The organism is Carnobacterium alterfunditum DSM 5972 (assembly GCF_000744115.1).
Classification (GTDB): Bacteria; Bacillota; Bacilli; order Lactobacillales; family Carnobacteriaceae; genus Carnobacterium_B; species Carnobacterium_B alterfunditum.
Genome location: NZ_JQLG01000004.1, coordinates 668,906 through 685,978 on the forward strand (window position 1 = coordinate 668,906; position 17,073 = coordinate 685,978).

17 protein-coding genes are annotated in these 17,073 nt (G+C 36.3%); 5 read left to right on the top strand and 12 right to left on the bottom strand.

Annotated elements, in window-relative coordinates; all coding sequences use genetic code 11:
- Positions 1-44 precede the first annotated feature (44 nt).
- Together BR50_RS03615 and BR50_RS03620 are read right to left on the bottom strand one after the other, a co-directional pair.
- On the bottom strand, positions 45-464 hold the full coding sequence (locus BR50_RS03615) for a pyridoxamine 5'-phosphate oxidase family protein (protein WP_034546355.1): 420 nt from the start codon (positions 462-464) through the stop codon (positions 45-47).
- Between the two features lie 93 nt (positions 465-557).
- Positions 558-1,205 carry an NAD(P)-dependent oxidoreductase gene (locus BR50_RS03620; protein ID WP_034546357.1) on the bottom strand — a complete coding sequence of 216 codons (648 nt, stop codon included), beginning with the start codon at positions 1,203-1,205 and terminating at the stop codon, positions 558-560.
- 257 nt (positions 1,206-1,462) lie between these two features.
- Between BR50_RS03620 and spxA the strand changes: the two genes are divergently transcribed.
- Positions 1,463-1,867, top strand: coding sequence for a transcriptional regulator SpxA (gene spxA / locus BR50_RS03625; RefSeq protein WP_034546359.1), 405 nt, complete (start codon positions 1,463-1,465; stop codon positions 1,865-1,867).
- A 172-nt stretch (positions 1,868-2,039) separates the two neighbouring features.
- Here spxA and BR50_RS03630 read toward each other — a convergent pair whose 3' ends face one another.
- Positions 2,040-2,975 carry an IS30 family transposase gene (locus tag BR50_RS03630; RefSeq protein WP_034546361.1) on the bottom strand — a complete coding sequence of 312 codons (936 nt, stop codon included), beginning with the start codon at positions 2,973-2,975 and terminating at the stop codon, positions 2,040-2,042.
- Between the two features lie 180 nt (positions 2,976-3,155).
- Between BR50_RS03630 and BR50_RS03635 the strand changes: the two genes are divergently transcribed.
- Positions 3,156-4,475 carry an ISL3 family transposase gene (locus tag BR50_RS03635; RefSeq protein ID WP_034545665.1) on the top strand — a complete coding sequence of 440 codons (1,320 nt, stop codon included), beginning with the start codon at positions 3,156-3,158 and terminating at the stop codon, positions 4,473-4,475.
- A gap of 110 nt (positions 4,476-4,585) precedes the next feature.
- Here the strand turns inward: BR50_RS03635 and BR50_RS03640 are convergent, their stop codons facing one another.
- From BR50_RS03640 to BR50_RS03660, 5 genes are all read right to left on the bottom strand, one after another.
- Entirely contained in the window at positions 4,586-5,545 is a 960-nt protein-coding gene (locus tag BR50_RS03640; RefSeq protein WP_034546336.1) for an IS30 family transposase, read from the bottom strand.
- Between the two features lie 132 nt (positions 5,546-5,677).
- Positions 5,678-6,343 (bottom strand): DUF6320 domain-containing protein, encoded by a 666-nt coding sequence (locus tag BR50_RS03645; RefSeq protein ID WP_034546362.1) that lies wholly within the window; start codon positions 6,341-6,343, stop codon positions 5,678-5,680.
- A complete protein-coding gene (locus BR50_RS03650) occupies positions 6,340-7,749 on the bottom strand; it encodes an alcohol acetyltransferase (RefSeq protein ID WP_034546363.1) in 1,410 nt (469 codons plus the stop codon). Before BR50_RS03650 ends, BR50_RS03645 begins: the two co-directional genes overlap by 4 nt.
- Positions 7,750-7,789: 40 nt before the next feature.
- Complete coding sequence (locus tag BR50_RS03655; RefSeq protein ID WP_034546365.1) at positions 7,790-8,713, bottom strand: alpha/beta hydrolase; 924 nt, start codon at positions 8,711-8,713, stop codon at positions 7,790-7,792.
- A 170-nt stretch (positions 8,714-8,883) separates the two neighbouring features.
- Complete coding sequence (locus tag BR50_RS03660) at positions 8,884-9,225, bottom strand: GNAT family N-acetyltransferase (RefSeq protein WP_034546366.1); 342 nt, start codon at positions 9,223-9,225, stop codon at positions 8,884-8,886.
- Positions 9,226-9,453: 228 nt separating this feature from the next.
- On the opposite strand from BR50_RS03660, the gene BR50_RS03665 reads away from it, so the two are divergent.
- Positions 9,454-10,413: an IS30 family transposase gene (locus BR50_RS03665; RefSeq protein WP_034546336.1), complete on the top strand. Its 960-nt coding sequence runs from the start codon at positions 9,454-9,456 to the stop codon at positions 10,411-10,413.
- Positions 10,414-10,882: 469 nt separating this feature from the next.
- Here BR50_RS03665 and BR50_RS03670 read toward each other — a convergent pair whose 3' ends face one another.
- Complete coding sequence (locus BR50_RS03670; RefSeq protein WP_034546368.1) at positions 10,883-11,365, bottom strand: general stress protein; 483 nt, start codon at positions 11,363-11,365, stop codon at positions 10,883-10,885.
- A 238-nt stretch (positions 11,366-11,603) separates the two neighbouring features.
- On the opposite strand from BR50_RS03670, the gene BR50_RS03675 reads away from it, so the two are divergent.
- Positions 11,604-13,247, top strand: a complete 1,644-nt coding sequence (locus BR50_RS03675) for a peptide ABC transporter substrate-binding protein (protein ID WP_034546370.1) — start codon at positions 11,604-11,606, stop codon at positions 13,245-13,247.
- 105 nt (positions 13,248-13,352) lie between these two features.
- Here the strand turns inward: BR50_RS03675 and BR50_RS03680 are convergent, their stop codons facing one another.
- Complete coding sequence (locus tag BR50_RS03680) at positions 13,353-14,312, bottom strand: IS30 family transposase (protein ID WP_034546336.1); 960 nt, start codon at positions 14,310-14,312, stop codon at positions 13,353-13,355.
- A 152-nt stretch (positions 14,313-14,464) separates the two neighbouring features.
- On the opposite strand from BR50_RS03680, the gene BR50_RS03685 reads away from it, so the two are divergent.
- Entirely contained in the window at positions 14,465-15,310 is an 846-nt protein-coding gene (locus tag BR50_RS03685; protein ID WP_034546372.1) for a DegV family protein, read from the top strand.
- Positions 15,311-15,531: 221 nt separating this feature from the next.
- On the opposite strand, the gene BR50_RS03690 is transcribed toward BR50_RS03685, so the two are convergent.
- Both BR50_RS03690 and BR50_RS03695 read right to left on the bottom strand, forming a co-directional pair.
- Positions 15,532-16,290, bottom strand: coding sequence for an ABC transporter permease (locus BR50_RS03690; RefSeq protein ID WP_034546374.1), 759 nt, complete (start codon positions 16,288-16,290; stop codon positions 15,532-15,534).
- Positions 16,287-16,940 carry an ABC transporter ATP-binding protein gene (locus BR50_RS03695; protein WP_034546376.1) on the bottom strand — a complete coding sequence of 218 codons (654 nt, stop codon included), beginning with the start codon at positions 16,938-16,940 and terminating at the stop codon, positions 16,287-16,289. Before BR50_RS03695 ends, BR50_RS03690 begins: the two co-directional genes overlap by 4 nt.
- Positions 16,941-17,073: the final 133 nt, after the last annotated feature.

A 17,073-nucleotide genomic window follows, 5' to 3' on the forward strand; every position in this document is an offset into this window, starting at 1 on the left:
GGATAAAAAGCAGTCGCTTTTTATCCCTTTTTTTATCTTTTTATTCAATTTAAATAGATTGAAAGCACTTCAGGATTTTTTGTTCCTCTGAGGGCAACGGTGTCTGGTTGGATTTTTAAAACAACGATATTCGGGTCATCTTTCCCTTCAAAGATAAGCTTCATATAGGGGCTCCAAAGATGTTCGATCATCGCTCGATCATCAATGATAGAGACCTGGCCTGCTATTTCAACATAGTTAGTATTCAACATACCAGAGTCATAGCCCAATAAAATAAACGTATAGGGATTTTTTTCTAATTCTTTCACTTTATGTGTTCGCTTGTCTGTTAATGTATACAGAATGAATCCTTCATTAAAAAAAGTCATATAACGAGATACAGGTTTACCATCTGAAACAGTAGACATCGTTCCTATATTATTTTTTTCAATAATTTTTAAAGCTTTATCACGCTCATCAGCCACAATTGCATCCCTCCATTTTTAATTTATTATGACATACCAAGTATGCTTATTCAAAGAATATGTTCCAGTTTTTGTATGCGTTTACTTTAAAAACTATTCAACTTCTGAAACTACTGTATAGCGTTCATTAACGTGTGCTGCCTGCTCGATCTCATCAACGATCGCAATAGCAAAGTCAGCATAACTGATGTAACTTTGATTAGTTGAATTGACAATTACTTGGTCCGTCCCGACTTGGTAAGCACCCGTTCGCTTACCGGTAGCATCAAAATCTAAGGCAGGGCTGACAAAAGTCCATTTTATACCAACTGATTCTTTTAAATCCTCTAGATTTTTAGCTTGATTGATTGCTGTCGGTTTAAAAAAGGTTGGCAAGTCTGGCGTATCCATTACTCGAAGTGTTTTTGCTGCGTTGACATACAAACTTCCTGCTCCACCTACAACGATCAATCTTGTATCAGGTGCTCCTTTTAATGCTTCAATTAAAATTTTGCCAAATTGTACATGTTTCACAGCTTGTTCTTGCTCCATGCCTGTACCAAAAGCATTAACAACGACGTCATATTTTTTCAAATCTTCTGAAGTCAAAGAAAAAAGATTTTTTTCTACTACTTTCAAATCTTTATCTGCTAATCTTTCTGCGTTTCTTACAATTGCAGTCACTTTATGCCCTCTATTTTTTGCTTCTTCTGCAATCAAACTTCCTGCTCTTCCTGTTGCTGCGATAACGGCTACTTTCATCTTGTTTACCTCCTTTAGCTTTACTATCTTCTTTTTATCAGATTAACACATGGGGTATTGTAAATGAAATTTATAGCCTTCTAATATCTTGTTATTTTTTTGTTGAATTAGTCTAAATGTCACATAAATGTGAACTTTAAATGACATTTAGTGTTGCGTTTTGTACATATTCATAGTAACATACTACTTACAATTGATTTTTAATTTTATTTTATAAATTATTAATTAGTTTAACTCTAATTAGGAGAGTGGATATAATGATTACTTTGTATACAACACCTAGCTCGGCTTCATGCCGTAAAGCAAAATCATGGCTAGAGGAAAATAATCTATCTTTTATTGAAAAAAATATTTTCAACGAAAGTTTGACTATTTCAGAATTAAAAGCCATTTTACGTCTGACAGAAAATGGGACAGAAGATATTATCTCATACCGTTCGCAAGCTTTCCAAAATTTAAATATTTCACTAGATGACTTCTCATTATCTGAAGTGTTGGCATTGATCCAACAAAATCCAAGTTTGATTCGTAGACCTATTTTAATTGACGATAAAAAATTGCAAATTGGATTCAACGATGATGATATTCGTCGCTTTTTACCAAGAGAAGTTCGTCGTATCGATTTGTTAGAGATGCAAAAACAGCTTTCTGATATCTCTTAAACTTAAATCAATACTTGATCTGTTTTCTTCACACTTGTAGATCATGCTGCAGATAAATAAAAAGCTAAAAACTAAAAATTTAAAAAACAGCTCTTCCAAAAAATTTCGGCTGTATAATTTTTGGTGTGGATGAAGAAATTCATTCGCACCTATTTTTTTATAAGACGGTTTGTCAAATTAAGTGCAACACCTTTTCCATAAACGCTTCGTATGGTGTTTTCCAGTCCAGGCATTTTCTGGGCCGATTATTAATCAAGGAAAGAGCTTCTTCAACTTCCTCTGTGAGAATGGTATCAAAATTCGTTCGTTTTGGGAAAAACTCCCTGAAAAGGCCATTACTATTTTCATTACTTCCTCTCTGCCAAGCAGCGTACGCATCAGCGAAGTACATTGGAATGTTCAACTCTGATTCAATCACGGTATAACAGGCAAATTCTTTTCCTCTATCCGTTGTAAAGCTTTGAAAGGCTTCTCGTGGATAAAGAGCATGAAGAGTTCGAATGGCTCGCTCCATTGACTTTGCGGAACGATCCGGTATAAGAATGGCTTTATACCAACGGGTTTGACGTTCTACAAAGGTGGCAACACAGCCCTTCGCTTGACCACGACCTGAGACAACAGTATCCAACTCCCAATGACCAAAAGTCGTGCGTTTTCTGATTTCTTTTGGCCGTTTGGAAATCGGTGTGCCGACAACAAATCGACCTCTTGTTTCCTTTGGTTTTTGACGCTTCCCTTTCTGACGCAAGACCGTCAAAGGCACGTCAAGCAAACCGGCATAAATCCAGCGGTAAATGGTTTTGAAGGTCAAGGATCCTTGAAGTAAACGGCCACTAATTTGTTCTGGAGACCACGTTTGATCCAACTTTTCTTGGATAACTATTTTTAGCGAGGCTGTTAGTTTAGAATGAGCCCCGCAGGCAGCTTTCCTTTGATTATAAGATGTTTGAGCTTTTTCCGCTTGGTAGTTTGGGTTTCGTTGGCATTCTCTAGAAACGGACGAGGGAGAGCGATTTAGCTTTTTCGCAATTGTACGAATGGACATCTTAAGTTCAAGATAGACTTCTATTTTGGAACGTTCGGTTATGGTAAAATGAGTGTAGCTCATGACAACTCCTCCAATCGAATGGTAGTGTGGTAACTTCATTCTATACGAGGACGTCATGGGTTTCTTTTATTTCGTCTTGGGTGTTGCACTTAATATTACAATTCATCATAAAAAAATAGAAACAAATGAATTTTCCAGTTAGAATAAAGTCACGACAACCCACTAGAAAGGAAAATTCATATGTCTCATAATAATTGTATCCGAACTGCACTTGATTTAAAAGATAAAAATATCTTTTTTGATGAAAAATTTTGCGAGGAGAAACGAATCAAAGGGTTCAGATCAAAAGTTTTCTATGCCACTTTAACGTACAAACCCACTCACTGTGAGTGTTGTGGGATGAAGAACCACGCCTACTCTATTGTAAAGAATGGGTATTTAACCTCTAGGGTTAAATGGGTCAGTTCGACTCATTATGCAACGTCTATTCGATTAAAGAAGCAGCGGTTTCTTTGTAGAGCATGCGGTGTTACCTTTGTTGCACGTTCTCCTGAAATTGAAGAAGGTTGCTTCATCGCTAAACGGGTCAAACAGTCTATCGCGGTTGAATTAGCCGACACTATTTCTATAAAAGACCTGTCTAAACGGCATTTTGTTTCTCCTACCACTGTAGACAGAGTCTTGAAACAACTCAATCAGTCTGTTAAAAATACCTTCAAATCCTTGCCGCAACACCTCTCTTTCGATGAATTTCAATCCGTTAAAAACGTCGAAGGAAAAATGAGCTTTATTTATTCGAATGCAGACACACATGAACCAATCGATATCTTGCCAACTCGGCTGCTACTAGCTTTACGCCGTCACTTTCTTCGCTATCCCTATAAGACGAGGATGAACGTAAAAACGATTGTCGTAGACATGAACGCGGCCTACTTTACATTAGTTAAAGATCTCTTTCCTAATGCTAAAGTGATCATTGACCGTTTCCATATCGTTCAGTTGATATCACGCTCGTTGAATCAAACCAGAGTTCAAACAATGAAACAATTCCATACCTCTAATTCAGAAGATTTAAAGAATTACAGAAAATTTAAAAGGTACTGGCAACTCCTGTTAAAGGATTCAGACGACTTAAATTTTAAGGATTACCGCTATCAACGACTCTTTAAAAAACCTTTACCGAATACAGAAATCATCGACTACCTACTTACGCTCGACGAGACTCTTAAAGCGACGTATGATTTGTATCAAAATCTTCTTTATTATTCTAAAAAAAATGACTATAAAGGGTTTAAAGACCTTGTACTTAAGGCTTCTCCTAAAGAGTTATCTCCTTTTATGCAGACTGCCCTTAAAACCCTGCGTAAACACTTGCCTAGGATAAAACATACTTTTATGTATCCCTATTCTAACGGTGCTTTAGAAGGGTCAATCAATAAAATAAAAGTCATCAAACGGGTTGCTTATGGTTATCGGAATTTTCAGAACTTTAGATGTCGTATTTTGATTAGTTTTAAAGCAAAAAAAAGCAGCGCGAGAAGATTCTCTCACGCTGCTTAAACAAGACGTTATTTCCAACTAAATTTAGCTCATCCACACCATTTGACGTAGAGCCAAAATTTCGAAAGAAATGTTTTTGGGAAAGCTGTTTTTTATCAATTTCTGATTTGTCAAATTAAGCTATACAAAATATCTTCATCCATGTAACTCATAAAAACTTCCAGCGGTGTTTGGTAATTTAATGACTTTCTTGGAATTATATTCCGTTTGTGTGCAACAGACGATACGAAAGCCTGATCAACTTCGTTGAAATCCATTTCTTTTGGCAATCCATCTTTTCGAAGAAGCCCATTAGAATTCTCGTTTAAAGCTCGTTGTGAAGGCGTTCCAGGGTCAGCGAAGTAGATAGCGACATCATGCTGGTTGCACAAAGATTTCCAGTTGGAGAACTCCTTACCGCAATCAAAAGTAATTGATTTGAATAATTTTTTTGGTATGGATTGGAACCATTGATTCATAGCACTCTCAATGTCGCAGGCTTTACGCCCTTTGGGCTTTAAGGTAATGATAGCTTTCGATAAAATCTCTACTAGAGTAATGACCGCACTTTTGTGGCGGACACCTACAATGGTATCTCCTTCGATATGACCAAATTCTTCTTTAAATGTTGGATAATCTATTATTCTTTCAGAGATATTTCGTTTATAAGCTTGTCTACCTCTACGTTCTTGATGTCCGTTAGGCTTTCTTTTCCCTTTCATTGGAAGGGTAGCTTCATCGAATGTTTTTTCTTTAAATTGTCTATAAAGTGTTCGTACGGAACAGTCTATTGTCATTTCTTTACGGCCAATAATGACATCAGGCGTCCAGCCTTCAGCTACTTTTTCCTTGATATAAAGATGTTGTTCTTCTGGTAAAACAACTTTTTCGCGTCCACACTGCTTCTTGTTTTTCTTATACCGTAGGTAATACTCGAAAGCTGTATGTCCTGCTCTGAAGAACCTGATAACATTATTAATCGGTGTTCGAGTACGATTCAAGTAAGCAGCTATTTTAGCAACTGGAATACCTTGATGGTAATAAGCTTCTATCATCACTAGTTCATCCATGGTAATATGGGTATAGGTCATTTGTGATCACTCCTTGTTTTCTATGGTTGGAAATACAATTAGAGTGTATCACGAATGGCTTTTTTATTTGTATAGCTTAATCTTACAATCCACGATTCTAAAAATCATAGAAACTAGCCAAATTTTAAAAGATTAGACCATCATCCTTTTTTTCAACTCTCTCAGCACTTCTGCTCGATAAAAAATAAAATTGACGATCAGCATAACGGTACTCAATCCTATTGACAGCCATGCTGGTAAAGGATTTGTTACCCAATCAAAGAAAAGAAAAACAGCTGGGATCAAACCAATCAGCGCTGCACACAACAAATATAGAATATAATCTTCGACTTCTACTTTCACCAAACGAACCGCGATATACATAGCGATAAGTGCAAAAATGCAAATCATCGGCACCGCATGAGTGGTTGACCAAGCTGACCATCCCTCTACATAATCCCAATAGATACTTAATAAAGATAAGGAAATAATCAAATAGACGATACTTTTAGCAATGTTTCGGCGTTTGCGAATAATAATCAAAACAACTAGCCACATACTTACAATACCAAAAGAAATAATGTTGAGGCCTCTGGTTGAATTCAAAAAGAACAGTTCAATGATAAGAGATATACTGATAGTCGCAATAGAAATACTCGTCAAAATACGCAAAACTTGTTGCTTATTAAAACGTAACGGGATATCTGGATAAGGATTAGGTGTTGGTATTTCAGAAACCTTTTCCAATGGTTGATGACAAAGAGGACAATTTAACCAATCGCCATTAACAGACACCTTACATTCTTGGCAATATCTCACTCTTCTTCACCTCTCAATTCTAAACCATCTATTCTATTAGCTGAAATAGTTATAGGTACCCCCAGAGCGGTTAAATCTCTAACAAATTGTTTATACAATGTGGTTTCGACGAATGGCGAATTTAAACAAATAGATAAATAGTCTTGGTGACTGATGACACAAAACTGCGGTCTTACGGCAGACGTTTGAAAATAAAATTGATGCACCTTATCATCGATTGATTGAGGTAATTGAACGCTTCCTAAATTAGACATTGCAAAAGTTAACCCGCGATTGTTAAAGTAATTGATCACTTTTAAAATACCATCCTTGACAGGTCTAAAAATTACACGCGTAATAGGATTAAATTCATAGGCAATCAATTTGTTTAATCGTGTTTCTAAACTATTTGGACTAAGTTGTTGCTGCAATTGTTCTTTAAGTGTCTTACAAATAACCGCTAAATTTGTTTCCTCTGACGGCTCATACGTATATTCCAAATGCGTAGTACTAAAAAAGTTTCGAGCAGAAGTTGAATCATAAAATTTCCTCAAGTTGACTGGAACCGATACCGCTATTGTCATCCCGTCTTCTACAACAGGGTTCGTTTTCTGGATGGCTTCGATGAATAATGCCGTTAAATAAATTGTAAGCGAAGCGTTTTGTTCATGTGCTAATTTCAACACCGGTTGAACCGACATATTTAATTCAACGACATGCGTCCGATTATCAATTGTTCGCTTGCCTTTTATTTGATAAACTTTCTTTCGCTTCTTTTTATTTTCTTGATTGGTCATTTCATACCGCATAGCTTTTTTTCCATATTCTAGTGCAAATTTACCAGCTGTCTTACTTGCACCCGTTAATTTACGGATAGAAGACTGCGCGGCTTCTGCATAGGTGCGTTGTCCTTTATGACGGAAGTGATGGATAAAACTATCTGTATGTGCACCCTCTATAGCGCGCTCTGACTGGGAACTTTCCTTGTTTGTTTCAGCAGAGATAAAATCATTTTGAAGGAGAACGTATTCACTCAACAAATCTTCAAAAAACCACATCGCTCCCGTTCCATCTGACAAAGCATGAAACACTTCCAAATGAATTCGATTTTGATAATATACTACTCGGAACAGCAATTCTTTACGATCAAAATGATACAATTGAGAACAAGGAGGTTGTTCATCCAATAAGACTTGCGGTTTCAAATCACTTTCTTCTAAATAGTACCAGAATACACCTCGTCGTAAGACACTATGATAGAGCGGATAGGCTTCAAAGTTCTTGTCTAATGCTAGTTGCAATAATATTGGATCAATGGCTTCTTCCATAGTTGCACTCAGTCGAAAGACCTTCGTATCAAAATCAGTCATGGACGCGAGAAAAATATTAGACGCATTATCAAGACGAACCCAATTTTTCCGTTTCATATTATTTCCCCTTCACTCTACTAAAATTCGCCTTTTTAGTTTACTTTTCGTTTAAAAAATTATTTATAGCCTGATAAGCAGCTGTCACTGGTACCGCGAATTTAGGGTAGGTAATGAAGCCATGTACTGCTCCTCCGATTCGCTGAATGACTACATCATTTCCGGCTTCTCTTAAAGCTATTCCATACATTTCGCCTTCATCGCGTAATGGATCAAATTCCGCTGTAATGATCAATGTTTTAGGCTGATTTTTTAAATCTTTTGCCATCAGCGGCGAGATGTAAGGATTCTTACGGTTAGCTGGATCAGGTTCATACATCTCCATATATTCTTGAACTTTTTTGGCTGTCAAGCCATATTCATACCCATTTGTACGAATGGATTCAAACGGAGAACTCTCTGTATGGTTCCAATAAGTGACTGGGTAAAGTAAAATTTGCTTAGTTGGGACTGCTTTTCCTCTGTCCCTCAACAATAAAGAAACGGCAGCTGCTAAATTCCCGCCGGCTGAATCTCCGATCAACGTGATTTGTGAAGCCTCCATGGATCCGCTTAGTTCCAGATGAGTCATTAAGGTTTCTGCGATTCGGTAGCAATCTTCTAAGCCAGATGGATACGGGTACTCTGGAGCTAGCCGGTAATCGACTGAATACACTACTCTTCCTGTTAAGTCAGCCATATTTGTACAAGCTGTTGTATAAGTATCGATATCCCCGATTACCCATCCCCCTCCATGAAAGAAAACTAAAACATCTTCATTTAAAGGTTCCTTTGGATAAAAAATGCGTACTGGGATATCATGTGATCGATCCTCCGAATAAATTTTCTTATCTAATATTCGATACCCTCTTTTTGGTTTTGACGAAAAGAATTGCTGCACTTTTCGTACCCAGAGATAATCTTCTTGCATGTTTATTTTTGGTGAAGATACTAATTTTAATACGATTCTAAATAATGGATTCATTTTTTTCCTTTCACACTAACCTATTCTTTTTATTCAGCATGAGTTATTCGTTTAAAATTGTCAAGACAATACACCATTGGAATAGGATTGATTCATCATCACCAAAAATTGTAGGACCTAAAAAGCCATTATTTCCAGCTGCAAATAATGACTTTTTTCTTTTTATTTGTCTAATAGACAGCATCTATAAAGGCTTCTATCTCAACAATAGCAGTCATTCTGTATTCGCTATATATTTTTTGAATTTCACTTATCATGGCCTTTCCTACTCCTTCTCCGCGAAATGAAGGGATAACAGCTAAATGTTGGATCAAAAACCCATCTTTTTGGAGGCTGATTCCTATTATTCCAATATATTTTTCATCTTCTTTCCACAAATACATTTCCCAGTTAGGATCTTGTTGATAGCGTTGCATCGTTAGTTGGAGGTGTTTTAATCCCTGCTCTTTTGGCATAAGCGATAGTAAACCTTGAGCCACTTTGTTATGGCTACTTCTATACTTAACTAACACTAGCTACCCCTTCTCTCCTTTAAAGCAAAGCACTTTTCAAACATTTTGATTATAAGAAAATAGTATCATATACCTGATTGTTGCCTAATTGATTGGACCATTAAATTGATTAGATTTTTGACTTTTTTATTCCACGTGGATTGTAAGATTAAGCTATACAAATAAAAAAGCCATTCGTGATACACTCTAATTGTATTTCCAACCATAGAAAACAAGGAGTGATCACAAATGACCTATACCCATATTACCATGGATGAACTAGTGATGATAGAAGCTTATTACCATCAAGGTATTCCAGTTGCTAAAATAGCTGCTTACTTGAATCGTACTCGAACACCGATTAATAATGTTATCAGGTTCTTCAGAGCAGGACATACAGCTTTCGAGTATTACCTACGGTATAAGAAAAACAAGAAGCAGTGTGGACGCGAAAAAGTTGTTTTACCAGAAGAACAACATCTTTATATCAAGGAAAAAGTAGCTGAAGGCTGGACGCCTGATGTCATTATTGGCCGTAAAGAAATGACAATAGACTGTTCCGTACGAACACTTTATAGACAATTTAAAGAAAAAACATTCGATGAAGCTACCCTTCCAATGAAAGGGAAAAGAAAGCCTAACGGACATCAAGAACGTAGAGGTAGACAAGCTTATAAACGAAATATCTCTGAAAGAATAATAGATTATCCAACATTTAAAGAAGAATTTGGTCATATCGAAGGAGATACCATTGTAGGTGTCCGCCACAAAAGTGCGGTCATTACTCTAGTAGAGATTTTATCGAAAGCTATCATTACCTTAAAGCCCAAAGGGCGTAAAGCCTGCGACATTGAGAGTGCTATGAATCAATGGTTCCAATCCATACCAAAAAAATTATTCAAATCAATTACTTTTGATTGCGGTAAGGAGTTCTCCAACTGGAAATCTTTGTGCAACCAGCATGATGTCGCTATCTACTTCGCTGACCCTGGAACGCCTTCACAACGAGCTTTAAACGAGAATTCTAATGGGCTTCTTCGAAAAGATGGATTGCCAAAAGAAATGGATTTCAACGAAGTTGATCAGGCTTTCGTATCGTCTGTTGCACACAAACGGAATATAATTCCAAGAAAGTCATTAAATTACCAAACACCGCTGGAAGTTTTTATGAGTTACATGGATGAAGATATTTTGTATAGCTTAATTTGACAAATCAGACCATTTAAAAACTATTCTTTTCAAAGTTTTTATGATGCATTAACAGAGTCACACAATTCGTGTAACTCTGTTAGGTCTGAGAGGAAACAAAATGCACGTAACCACTCTTATAACTTTTGGTTCTAAAACAAATGGTGTGGATGTTTCAAAAAAATTTCTTCTGGAATGGACGGGTTTGCTTGTGGAGAGCCAAGGGAACGCCTGAAGCCTAAAAAAAATCTTCCGGCTTTCAAGCTTCAAACACACCGTAATCGCTGAAGCGCCAACGTTGTGTGATTCACATTGAATCCTCTACATGGCTACAAGCAACCCTATTCCTCCATAAATTTTGGGTAAGTAATGCCATTAGATTAAATCTATCAACACCAAAAATTATACAGCCTAATTTTTTACCTTTGCATTTTTAGTTATACTTAACTATTTTCCAGCTTATCTTCTATATCTAAGATATCGATTTGAATCAGGGATTTTTATCTTCACTAGAATCGTCTTTTGCCGCTCCAGATTTCTTTACAACACCAGGAATGATAGGACCTGCGCCAAATCCAGGAACACTATTATTTATAGTCGGCGTTATAGGGACGGTGCGCTTTTCTTGATCATAACTTGAGGGCTCTGTTTCATCATCAATGATCACTACATATTCCCCATTTTTGATAGCTTTCGTATAGTCTTCTGTTTGCTTTTTATTAAAACCATATTTTTTAAGTGGATCATCTTCATCATTTGAGAAAACCTGTTTTACTTTTTCCCATATCGAATCTGGCTCCTCTTCAGTTGTAACGGCCTCAAATTCTGCAATAATATGATCTTTAATAGCCTTGATTTTTTCTTCTTTTGCCACTACCGTAATATTATCAGATCTATAGCCTTCCTTTTGCAACCGTTCAACTTTTGCTGTTGTTTTTTCAAGTGTAGGATAAGCTCCTAAGATTTTTTTCATTGATTCTCACACCTTTCATCTTCTATTTTTTCTTTATCATACCAAATAAAAGAACTGCTTCCAAAGATAACGCTTTCTTTATTTATGTTGGCTATTTCATGCTAGTTTGCCTTATACGATCGTTCATTTATCTAGTTACGATTGCTATTTTTAAAAAATTATAAGTGCTATAATAAAGAAACAAAATAAAATTGGTATAGAGAGAAATCATTATTTGATTTTAAAGGAGCGTACATATATGAAAGTGCAATTTTATAAACTTGGATTACTATCTTTTACCTCACTTGCAGTATTAAGTGCATGCGGAGATGCAGAACAAGAAAATACTGAAAACACTGGTGAAGAGCAGCAAGTTTTACATTTAGCCGCTGAATCAGAAATGGATACGATGGATACAACGATATCCACCACTAATTTCACACCGATGAATAATGTTTTTGAAGGCTTGGTTACCTATGATCTAGATGGCAACTTAGTTCCTGGGAATGCAGCTTCCATGCCTGAAGTATCAGAAGATGGACTGACTTATACGTTTACTCTTCAAGAAGACGCTAATTGGTCAAATGGGACTACTGTTACTGCAAATGATTTTGTTTTCGCTTGGAAAAGAATGGTAGATCCTGAAAATGGATCCGGATATGCCTATCTGTTTTCGGGTATCATAAAGAATGCTGAAGCTATTTTAAATGGTGAAGCAGAAGTTGATACATTAGGTGTTGTTGCCCTTGATGACAAAACGTTAAAAGTAACATTAGAAAAACCAGTTCCTTATTTTCTTGATGTCTTAACGATTCCCAGTTATTTCCCCCAAAACGAAGCTTTTGTGACCGAACAGGGTGAAAATTACGGATTAAATGCAGAAAATGCTATTTACAATGGTCCATTTACATTAGCTGACTGGGATTCTGCTTCAGGTGATTCTTGGAACTATCAAAAAAATGACGAATACTGGGGCAAAGATACTGTTAATTTAGATGAAATCACTACACAAGTTGTCAAAGAAGTCGGTACCGGACTTAACCTGTATGAATCTGGTACCCTGGATTCCATTTCTTTATCCGGTGATTTTGTTGCTCAATACACAGAAAATGCTGATTTTAAAACAAATGACAAAGCCTGGATTTATTATATTGAAGTCAACCATGAAGTACCCGAATTAGCGAATGAAAATATTCGCAAAGCTTTATCTTACGCTATCGATCGTCAAGGATTCACAGATAATGTTCTGTTAGATGGATCTCAACCTATTTTTGGGCATGTTCCAAACGGATTAGCTAAAAATCCAGAAACAGGCGTCGATTTCCGCGAAGACGCTGGAGATGTTGTGCAATCTGATGTAGAAACGGCTCAAGCAGCTTGGCAAGCAGGTCTGGAAGAATTAGACATGGATACTTTCTCGTTGGAGTTGACGACATCTGATTCTGAAGATAGTAAAAAATTAGCTGAATTCATTCAAAGTGAGTTACAAAATAATTTACCTGGTTTAACGATCGATATTCGTCAAATGCCCGATAACTCAAGACTGGACAATATTAAATCAGGAAACTACCAAATTGCTACTTCTTACTGGTTAGCTGATTTTGCAGATCCGATTAATTTTGTCGAACGTTTTGACACAGATATTAACCGCGGCAATTACTCCTTCGAAGATATCGATGCACTCGTGGATCAAAGCAACCAACAATATGATGATGCCTCAGCAAGATGGAATACATTGATCGAGATTGAAAAAACAGCTTTAGGCGAACATTATGTCGATGTTCCAATTTATCAAACAGCTGAAGCTTACCTTGAAAAGCCTTATGTAAAAGATATTTATCGTCCTGTATTTGGCAGCAGAAGTTTTAAATATGCTTCCATCGATGATACTCAAAAAGAGTAAAGCAATTTGTAAATAACCTAAAAAAAGTTAACTTTCACTTAAGTGAAAGTTAACTTTTTTAGGTTAAAATCATTATTCAAAAATAATTTATATTTTTCTGATTTGTCAAATTAAGCTATACAAAATATCTTCATCCATGTAACTCATAAAAACTTCCAGCGGTGTTTGGTAATTTAATGACTTTCTTGGAATTATATTCCGTTTGTGTGCAACAGACGATACGAAAGCCTGATCAACTTCGTTGAAATCCATTTCTTTTGGCAATCCATCTTTTCGAAGAAGCCCATTAGAATTCTCGTTTAAAGCTCGTTGTGAAGGCGTTCCAGGGTCAGCGAAGTAGATAGCGACATCATGCTGGTTGCACAAAGATTTCCAGTTGGAGAACTCCTTACCGCAATCAAAAGTAATTGATTTGAATAATTTTTTTGGTATGGATTGGAACCATTGATTCATAGCACTCTCAATGTCGCAGGCTTTACGCCCTTTGGGCTTTAAGGTAATGATAGCTTTCGATAAAATCTCTACTAGAGTAATGACCGCACTTTTGTGGCGGACACCTACAATGGTATCTCCTTCGATATGACCAAATTCTTCTTTAAATGTTGGATAATCTATTATTCTTTCAGAGATATTTCGTTTATAAGCTTGTCTACCTCTACGTTCTTGATGTCCGTTAGGCTTTCTTTTCCCTTTCATTGGAAGGGTAGCTTCATCGAATGTTTTTTCTTTAAATTGTCTATAAAGTGTTCGTACGGAACAGTCTATTGTCATTTCTTTACGGCCAATAATGACATCAGGCGTCCAGCCTTCAGCTACTTTTTCCTTGATATAAAGATGTTGTTCTTCTGGTAAAACAACTTTTTCGCGTCCACACTGCTTCTTGTTTTTCTTATACCGTAGGTAATACTCGAAAGCTGTATGTCCTGCTCTGAAGAACCTGATAACATTATTAATCGGTGTTCGAGTACGATTCAAGTAAGCAGCTATTTTAGCAACTGGAATACCTTGATGGTAATAAGCTTCTATCATCACTAGTTCATCCATGGTAATATGGGTATAGGTCATTTGTGATCACTCCTTGTTTTCTATGGTTGGAAATACAATTAGAGTGTATCACGAATGGCTTTTTTATTTGTATAGCTTAATCTTACAATCCACGTTTTATTAAAGCTTTTCCTATATACTCAATTTACAACTTATTTTAAGAAGAGCATTCAATGAAATTAAAAATTGTAACCGATTCAACTGTCGAATTAACCGATGAAGAAGTAGCTCGTTATGGTATTCAGATTATCCCGTTATCTTCTATGATCGACAACGTGGTCTATCATGATGATATTGAGATAACAAATGAAGAATTTCTACAGAAAATGAAACAATCACCTGAGCTGCCGAAATCCTCTCAACCACCTGTTGGGAAATTTTTAGCTACCTATAATGCTTTAACGGCTGATGGAAGTGAAGTTTTGTCTATTCATGTAACCGAAACATTGAGCGGGACTGTCCATTCAGCACATCAAGCAGCAGCATTAGCTGATGGTAAAGTAACGGTCGTCGATTCTCAATTTTGTGCTCGCGGTATGGCTTTTCAAGTCCTTGCAGCAGCCGAATTTGCAAACCTTGCTTCATCAACAGAAGAGATGCTCGATCATTTAGAAAACGTAAAATCTAGAACGATACTTTATATCAGCATCGTAAATCTTGAAAATATGATAAAAGGCGGCAGAATAGGTAAAACGATGGGCAAACTGACTTCCCTAATGGATATCAAAGCAACTTTACAAATGACAGATGGAAAACTCCATTCCGATTCAAAAGGACGTGGAACGAAATCAATTGTAAAACGCTATAAGGCAATTTGCCAAACCTTACATGATGCTCCAAAAAAGGTAAGCGCTATCGGATTTACACATGTTGGAATGAGCGATTACTCGACTACTATTTTAGAAATGTTAAAAACGACTTTCCCCCATATTGAACCTATGGTGTCTTATGCAAGTCCTAGTGTGATGACTCATGCTGGTCCTGAAGCCGTCTCTGTCCAATTTTTATTAGAAAAATAAGTAAGCACTGTCTATTTGACACAGAATCAACCTTAGTACTAAATGTAATCCTCTATTTATGATTCAGGTATATAGAGTCTATATTTTTAGGTGTTAATAGATTCGTTTGATCACTTACCTGGAATTTCTTTTAGAACACCGACACCATTTAGTAAACAATCGATATATATACAGCCAAAAAAATCTGTTCATCAGTATCCTGATAAACAGATTTTTTTTATTTAGTTTTTTAATTGTTTTCGGTCGTTATAAAATTCTTTATACGCCATATAACTTGCTATGACGGATGCGATACTTGTTGTGGATAATAGCATAAACGTTACCATGATTTGATATTTGATGGCGCGCGTTGGATCCACACCGGCAAACATCAAGCCGGACATCATACCTGGTAAACTAACAATACCAATTGTTTTTGCTGAATCAATGGTCGGTGACATTCCAGCACGAATACTATCACGCACAATTGAAACGGAAGCCTGTTTTAGATCTGCTCCTAAAGCTAACTTCTCTAAGACCTGCTGGCGTTGATCGGTAAATTTTGCATTCAAGTTTCGGTAAGCGATGCCGATCGCAATCATTGAATTACTGGCGATCATTCCTGTAATAGGTATCACTTGCGAAGGAATAAATAGAACAGAACCCGATAATATTAAAACGAGCAACGTTAGACCTGTTGCAGTAAAGATGGCAATAAAAGAGATTTTAAATGCATTTGATATCCCTTTGCTCCTCTTACCTGCGTTAAAAGAAGCATTAAAAATAATCACTAAAACAAGTGCTAATGTCACAATAACATTATTCAACTCAAAGACGTAACCTAATAAATAACCAACTGCAAATAACTGGATAACAGCCCGAAAAACACTTATAAGAATATCTTTACCTAAACCTAATTTTTCTTTGTAAACGATTAGCAGTGCTATCCCAACTAGCGCTGTTGCAAAGAATAACGAGGTATTGTTTATTGCTAGATTCATTTAGCTTCCTCCATTTCTCCATCGACCAAATGAATGACTCGATTTGACAAGTCGATTTCTGTCTGATTATGTGTCACCCATAATACTGTGACACCACGCTCTTCGTTTATGGTACGGATCAACTTACGAATAATTTCTTGGTTCGCTGAATCTAAAGCACTTGTAACTTCATCTAACAACAATATTTCAGGTAAAAATAATAGATTACGAATCAATGCTATCCGCTGCTTTTCCCCACCAGACAAAGTCGTTACTTGTTTAGTCAGATACTCTTCCCCTAAACCGACTTCATTTAAAGCCGAAACAGCTTTTTGTTCATCAAAAGTTTGATTTCTGATTTCATATGGAAAGGCTAAATTATCTTTTACAGTCTCTCCAAAGAGGGTGGCTGTTTGAAAAGAATAAGAAACTTCTTTTCGATAAACAGTTGGTTCATACTCTTCAATGCGTTTATTTTGATACAGGATATCTCCCGAAGTTTGTGATACCATAGAAGCAATGATTTTTAACAAGGTGCTTTTGCCACTTCCAGAAGGTCCAGTGATCGTCACAAATTCGCCTTTTTCGACTGAAAAATCAATACCTTTCAGAATGACTTTCCCATCTGTTTCGTAGCCTAACTGGTCGATCTTTAATAACGGTACATTCATTTATTTTCCTCCCAGAATCATTCTTATTTATGTATCGCTAAAGAATAACCACTATTTCTATTTGTAACAATTATTTATTTATAATAATTATAAATAAAACGAATGTTTATGTCAATTAAAATTCAGAATACCA

What these genes read in the sequence shown, in the direction of transcription:
- BR50_RS03655 (WP_034546365.1), bottom strand. Translation starts at nt 8,713, where the DNA reads ATGAATCCATTATTTAGAATCGTATTAAAATTAGTATCTTCACCAAAA.
- BR50_RS03685 (WP_034546372.1), top strand. Translation starts at nt 14,465, where the DNA reads ATGAAATTAAAAATTGTAACCGATTCAACTGTCGAATTAACCGATGAA.
- BR50_RS03680 (WP_034546336.1), bottom strand. Translation starts at nt 14,312, where the DNA reads ATGACCTATACCCATATTACCATGGATGAACTAGTGATGATAGAAGCT.
- BR50_RS03640 (WP_034546336.1), bottom strand. Translation starts at nt 5,545, where the DNA reads ATGACCTATACCCATATTACCATGGATGAACTAGTGATGATAGAAGCT.
- BR50_RS03630 (WP_034546361.1), bottom strand. Translation starts at nt 2,975, where the DNA reads ATGAGCTACACTCATTTTACCATAACCGAACGTTCCAAAATAGAAGTC.
- BR50_RS03695 (WP_034546376.1), bottom strand. Translation starts at nt 16,940, where the DNA reads ATGAATGTACCGTTATTAAAGATCGACCAGTTAGGCTACGAAACAGAT.
- BR50_RS03665 (WP_034546336.1), top strand. Translation starts at nt 9,454, where the DNA reads ATGACCTATACCCATATTACCATGGATGAACTAGTGATGATAGAAGCT.
- BR50_RS03690 (WP_034546374.1), bottom strand. Translation starts at nt 16,290, where the DNA reads ATGAATCTAGCAATAAACAATACCTCGTTATTCTTTGCAACAGCGCTA.
- spxA (WP_034546359.1), top strand. Translation starts at nt 1,463, where the DNA reads ATGATTACTTTGTATACAACACCTAGCTCGGCTTCATGCCGTAAAGCA.
- BR50_RS03650 (WP_034546363.1), bottom strand. Translation starts at nt 7,749, where the DNA reads ATGAAACGGAAAAATTGGGTTCGTCTTGATAATGCGTCTAATATTTTT.
- BR50_RS03635 (WP_034545665.1), top strand. Translation starts at nt 3,156, where the DNA reads ATGTCTCATAATAATTGTATCCGAACTGCACTTGATTTAAAAGATAAA.
- BR50_RS03670 (WP_034546368.1), bottom strand. Translation starts at nt 11,365, where the DNA reads ATGAAAAAAATCTTAGGAGCTTATCCTACACTTGAAAAAACAACAGCA.
- BR50_RS03675 (WP_034546370.1), top strand. Translation starts at nt 11,604, where the DNA reads ATGAAAGTGCAATTTTATAAACTTGGATTACTATCTTTTACCTCACTT.
- BR50_RS03620 (WP_034546357.1), bottom strand. Translation starts at nt 1,205, where the DNA reads ATGAAAGTAGCCGTTATCGCAGCAACAGGAAGAGCAGGAAGTTTGATT.